5 protein-coding genes, 1 rRNA gene and 1 pseudogene are annotated in these 5,358 nt (G+C 34.0%); 1 reads left to right on the forward strand and 6 read right to left on the reverse strand.

Translation table 11 applies throughout. From position 1 onward, the window contains the following. Positions 1-92: ribosomal RNA gene (gene rrf, locus AC0L0O_RS29840) — 5S ribosomal RNA — on the forward strand; the annotation flags it as partial. Positions 93-169: 77 nt separating this feature from the next. Here rrf and AC0L0O_RS29845 read toward each other — a convergent pair. The 6 genes and pseudogenes from AC0L0O_RS29845 to AC0L0O_RS29870 all read right to left on the reverse strand — a co-directional run bounded on the left by AC0L0O_RS29845 (position 170) and on the right by AC0L0O_RS29870 (position 4,831). Beyond that, a pseudogene (locus tag AC0L0O_RS29845) lies at positions 170-491 on the reverse strand (ASCH domain-containing protein). A gap of 80 nt (positions 492-571) precedes the next feature. Then, positions 572-1,369, reverse strand: coding sequence for an undecaprenyl-diphosphate phosphatase UppP (gene uppP, locus AC0L0O_RS29850; RefSeq protein ID WP_001280037.1), 798 nt, complete (start codon positions 1,367-1,369; stop codon positions 572-574). Between the two features lie 17 nt (positions 1,370-1,386). Continuing rightward, positions 1,387-2,124, reverse strand: coding sequence for an ABC transporter permease (locus AC0L0O_RS29855; protein ID WP_000247728.1), 738 nt, complete (start codon positions 2,122-2,124; stop codon positions 1,387-1,389). Next, positions 2,117-3,046 (reverse strand): ABC transporter ATP-binding protein, encoded by a 930-nt coding sequence (locus tag AC0L0O_RS29860; RefSeq protein WP_000074565.1) that lies wholly within the window; start codon positions 3,044-3,046, stop codon positions 2,117-2,119. Before AC0L0O_RS29860 ends, AC0L0O_RS29855 begins: the two co-directional genes overlap by 8 nt. A gap of 68 nt (positions 3,047-3,114) precedes the next feature. Next, positions 3,115-4,128: a sensor histidine kinase gene (locus AC0L0O_RS29865; RefSeq protein ID WP_000686988.1), complete on the reverse strand. Its 1,014-nt coding sequence runs from the start codon at positions 4,126-4,128 to the stop codon at positions 3,115-3,117. Beyond that, positions 4,118-4,831 (reverse strand): response regulator transcription factor, encoded by a 714-nt coding sequence (locus tag AC0L0O_RS29870; RefSeq protein ID WP_000651978.1) that lies wholly within the window; start codon positions 4,829-4,831, stop codon positions 4,118-4,120. The genes AC0L0O_RS29865 and AC0L0O_RS29870 overlap by 11 nt, the downstream gene beginning before the upstream one ends. Between the last annotated feature and the right edge of the window lie 527 nt (positions 4,832-5,358).

A 5,358-nucleotide genomic window follows, 5' to 3' on the forward strand; every position in this document is an offset into this window, starting at 1 on the left:
ACACCCGTTCCCATACCGAACACGGAAGTTAAGCTCTCTAGCGCCGATGGTAGTTGGGACCTTGTCCCTGTGAGAGTAGGACGTCGCCAAGCAACTAAAAACACAAGTCTTTTGACTTGTGTTTTTTCGTGTTTAATAAAGCGTGAGCTTTTCGTGAAATCGTTATTAATTATAGCTTCATTTGGTTTTTTATATTGATAAGTTCGCAACTATAGGTATGATCGTCTTCAGCGATAGCGAGTTTTTTTATTATTTCATTCAATGGCATTATAGTTACTTCTATTGTCTTAATAATAGCTACAGGTTCATTCTGACTATCGGTTAGTTGTTGGTAGTGGTTCACTTTCTAATTTATAAAAAATATGGCCGAAGCATGTTACTGTTTTTATGTCATCAATTATTAACTGTGCGAGATAATTAGGGGAATTACCGAATTGCAAAGCTGTAACAGATGCTGGTTTTTCACCATTTCCACTAGACCGTACTGAAATAAGTTATACTAGAGGTGAAAGAGAGAAAAACCGATACTTCAAATTGAATATCGGTTCAATAATATGTGACATATACGAATCTATAGTAATACGAAGACTGTAAATAAGATAGCCAGCAAAATACGATAATATGCAAAAGGTTTTAAACCTATCTTCTCTAAAAGCTTCAGAAAAGTTACTACTGCTAACATTGCGACTATGAAAGAAGTGATGAATCCTACCGCAAACATAGGGATATCATCGACACTTAAATACGTCCAGCTTTTTAATAAGTCTAATCCTGTAGCCCCAACCATTACAGGAAGGGCAATAAGAAAAGAGAATTCAGATGCAGTCTTATAATTTACTTTTGCTAATAGACCTCCAGAGATAGTAGAGCCGGCTCTAGAGAAGCCAGGGTATACTGCTAAACATTGAAATAATCCGATTGTTAATGCTTGACGGTACGTTAAATCGTCCAGTGAATAGGAGATTGCCTCTTGCTTTTTTACTTCTGCAAAGATCATAAGAATTGCTCCTGCTACAAGTCCAATCACAACAGTGTATGGCTGAAATAAGTAAGTTTTAATAACATCATGTAGTAACAAACCAGCGACTACTGCCGGAAATACACCAAGAAATACATGGAATGCGTTGAATTTTTTCTCTTTGCGTAGAAGTGGCTTAATATTACATAAAGAAACGAGACGTTTATGATATAAAATTGCAATAGCTAAAATTGCGCCTAGCTGAATAACAATTTCAAACGTTTTTGCTCTTTCTCCTTCAAATCCTAATAAATGCCCGACTAATATAAGGTGACCAGTAGAAGAGATAGGTAAAAATTCAGCTAACCCCTCTACAATACCGAGTATGAAGGCAGTAATGATATCGCTCATAATTTCACTCCTATAAATTAATGAATGTCTACTCTCTTAAAATAGAATAGTGTTGCAATAAATCCGAAAATTGCTGTTGTTACAATGATGATATAAGAATACTCTGGTGGATATGTGGGTTGTAATTCGTTATTTGCAATATCTAGAGTAGCTGTCCACGGAAATAAATCTTTATGCTTGGAGTTCACGAGCATAAGATTCGTCATTGTAATAATGACTGTTAATATAATAGGCGGTACATAGCTCTTCATTACAAGAGTTAATAGCACGATAGGTGAAGATAATAGAAAGAGAAGGCCGCCACATATTAAAAATTTTAGGAAAGAACCTAAAAGTAAAGTAGTGTTAAAACCAGGGAAGTTCCCCAATAGCCCTAATATTAAAGTAAGCGACCAAGCGACTAAAGTTAGCATCATAATCCAAAGGAAGAGAATGATGAACTTACTTATAATAAAGCTAATGCGCGACACGGGGATAGTTAGTAAATTTTTTAATGTATCTTCTGCATATTCGCGGGTAAACAGATAAGCAACAACTACTCCGTATAAAGGGAATCCTATAACTAAAGTAGTATATAAGTTAACTTCAGTGAATAACTGGTGGAACCAAATAGTCGGAGTTGGCTGTTTTGTTTTTATATGTATATAAGAGGCTACTACGACTAAGAAAGGTGCGACACCAGCCCCAATAATACTAATTAAAAACATATTAGAGCGTTTTAGTTTTAATAGTTCTGTATAGAGTAGATTAACCAATTGTTCCACCTCCAACTAGCTTGGTGAAATAATCTTCTAATCTGTCTTCACTAATCATCATTTTTAATACTTCAATATCGTTAAGAACGAATGTTCTGTTAATGTATCCTTGTTGCCCAAAATGAGAGTAAATGCGAATATTCCCTTCATCATGTACCTCATAATCGAAAATTTGAAATTGATTTTCTAATAGCATCGCAGCTTTATTTTCATTATTCACCTGAAATTCTATGTACTTACGGTTTGCTTTGCGCAGCTTATCAAGAGAAACTTCTTCTAGTAACCTTCCTTCGTGAATAATTCCGATACGATCAACTAACTGTTCTACCTCTGCTAATATGTGACTAGAAATGAGTATCGTTATATTTCTTTCTTGAGCTAAAGAATGAATAAGTTTTCGCATTTCTTTAATACCGATGGGGTCTAGTCCGTTAGTTGGTTCATCTAATATGAGTAATTCGGGATAATGGAGAAGGGCGCGTGCAATTCCTAGGCGCTGCTTCATTCCTAAAGAATACTTTCCTACTAACTTTTTTGTTTCATGCTGCAAGCCCACTATTTCTAATGTGTCTTCAATAGCATTCTTTTTGTAAACCCCGATTATCTTTGCATTAATTAATAAGTTTTCTTTTGCAGTTAAGTTTTCATAAAACCCTGGAACTTCAACGATAGAACCAATTCTACTTAAAATATCTTTTTGATTTTGAAATAAGTCCTCTCCGAATATTTCGATAGTTCCACTTGTAGGTTTTATAAGACCGAGTAGCATACGAATGGTTGTTGTTTTACCAGCACCGTTACGTCCTATAAATCCATAAATCTCTCCTTGTTGAACGTTAATATTTAGATTATCTACGGATTTTTGCTTGCCATATACTTTAGTAAGATTAGTCGTTTTTATAATTGTGTTTATAGGAGACACCCACTTTCTATAAGTTCTTACTTACATGATAAAAAGGAAGGCTTAACTGCATATTAATCATTTCTTAACTATTTCTTAAAAGTATTGTGTTTTGGAATGGAAAAGCCAAAAGTGGTTCGTTCCCATGGAATACTTTCAACCCATATATGCCCACCATTCTTCTCAACGAGCGCTTTAGAAATAGAAAGGCCGAGCCCGCTACCACCAAAAGACGAGTTTCTTGATTGTTCGCTTCGGTACATTCGCTCAAATACGTTTTGTAAATCATGTTTTGGAATACCAGGGCCTTTGTCCCAAATAAGAAGTTCATATGCTGCATCCGTTTCTAGTAGTTCGACTCCTATTGTTTTCCCATCCTTTCCGTAATAAATGGCATTTTTCATTAAATTACCTATAATCCGCATAAGGCTTAGGTGATCTGCAATGATAGGACAAGTAGACTCTGGCATAAGAACTTGCAGTTTAATATTATGTTTTGAGATTTCAGGTAAAAAATCGATCAAAACTTCTCTAGTAACTTCAGAAAAGTCGAGTTTTTCTTCTTTTAGTGGAAATTCATTAGCGTCTAGCTTTGCCATATTGAATATTTCATCAACTAGGTGCTTTAAGTTATTTGATTTCATATAAAGTATTTTAAGATATTCTTGCTTTTCTATTTCAGAAGCAGCAACCCCATCTTTTAAAGCGTCGATATATCCAATAATGGAGGTGAGTGGTGTTCGGATATCGTGTGAGATACTAGATAAAAGTTGTTTTCTAGATTCCTCAGACCTTTTTGCTTTAATCCGAACCTTTTCTAATTCAGCTATTAGTTCGTTTATTGAAAAAACGATATTATGTAACGATTGATCATTACTTGTGAATAATCTCGTTTGTAAATTCCCCTTTAGTGCACGACTTAATTTAGTGTCTATTGATTTGTGATTTTGAATAAATTGTATTCTTGAAAAGAAGAGATACATTGTAATTAAGATAAGGGTAATAAATAAAGAAATTTTTACTTTTGGATCCATTTGTATATGTAAAAGCCCGTAAATGATAAGTTGTAATGAAATAAGGAAGAGGATTTTATCAATCTTCAAGCTTTTCACCTACAAACTTATAGCCAATTCCCCATACAGTTTGAATGAATTTTGGATTGGAAGGATCGATTTCTATTTTCTTTCTAAGTTTTCGAATATGTACCATAACGGTATTATCATCTTCTATATAATTATCGTCCCATACATTGCGAAAGAGCTGTGTTTTTGTAAATACTTGTCCTGGGTTTGAAGTAAAGAATTTTAATAGTTCTAGTTCTTTTCCGGTTAAGCTGATTTCTTCTTTATTTGTGTGAACTGTATATGTATTTAAATTGATAGTTAGTCCTTTAAAAGCTAAAGTTGTCTTCTCTTGTACATTAATGTTACTTCCAAGAACTAAAAAACGCCGTATAAGAGCTTTGACTCGTGCAACTACTTCGTGAATGCTGAAAGGCTTCGTAATGTAATCATCAGCACCAATGCTTAAACCTAAAATTTTATCGACTTCGTGATCTTTAGCGGTTAGCATTAATATCGGTACGTTAGTTTTATCTCTAAGCTTTCTACATACTTCGATACCATCTACTTTTGGCATCATAAGATCTAATATAACGATGCTATAGTTGTTTTGATTAAATAACTGTAAGGCTACTTCGCCATCAATCGCAGTATCTACCATATATAATTCTCGTTCTAAATATATTTTTAGTAAATTACGGATTTCTTTATCATCATCTGCTATAAGGATACGTATATCTTTCATATCTTCACCTGCTTCTAATAGATTTTCATTGATGGTACAACAACCCTCTAATTATATACTAGTATTTGTTAAAATAAGGTTAATAGTTTTAGGGAAGGGAAATATTCACGCCAATTAAGCCTAGGGTCAAAGTAAATTGAATATGTTTTGCGAGAATAAATTAAAGAGAAGCAGAAGGTAGTTTTCAGTAATGAATTTTTGTAGGGACGTATATAGCTAAAAGAGCGTAAAAACATTTAATTGAATATCTTTATAAAAAGTGTTGACGATTAGAGTATAGAGGTGTAATATAGAACAAGTCGCCGATGACAATAACGTCGAAAGCGACAAACGAAATGAAAAATTTAGTTGACATTGAAAGATGAAGATGTTAACATAAGGAAGTCGCAAATAAGCGGCAGACAAGTTCTTTGAAAACTGAACGAAACAAACAACGTGAAACGTCAATTTTTATTTTAGATGCTAGACAAACTAACTTTATTGGAGAGTTTGATCCTGGCTCAGGATGAACGCTGGCGGCGTGCCTA

The sequence above is a fragment of the Bacillus sp. GS3m_15504 genome (genome assembly GCF_055825275.1).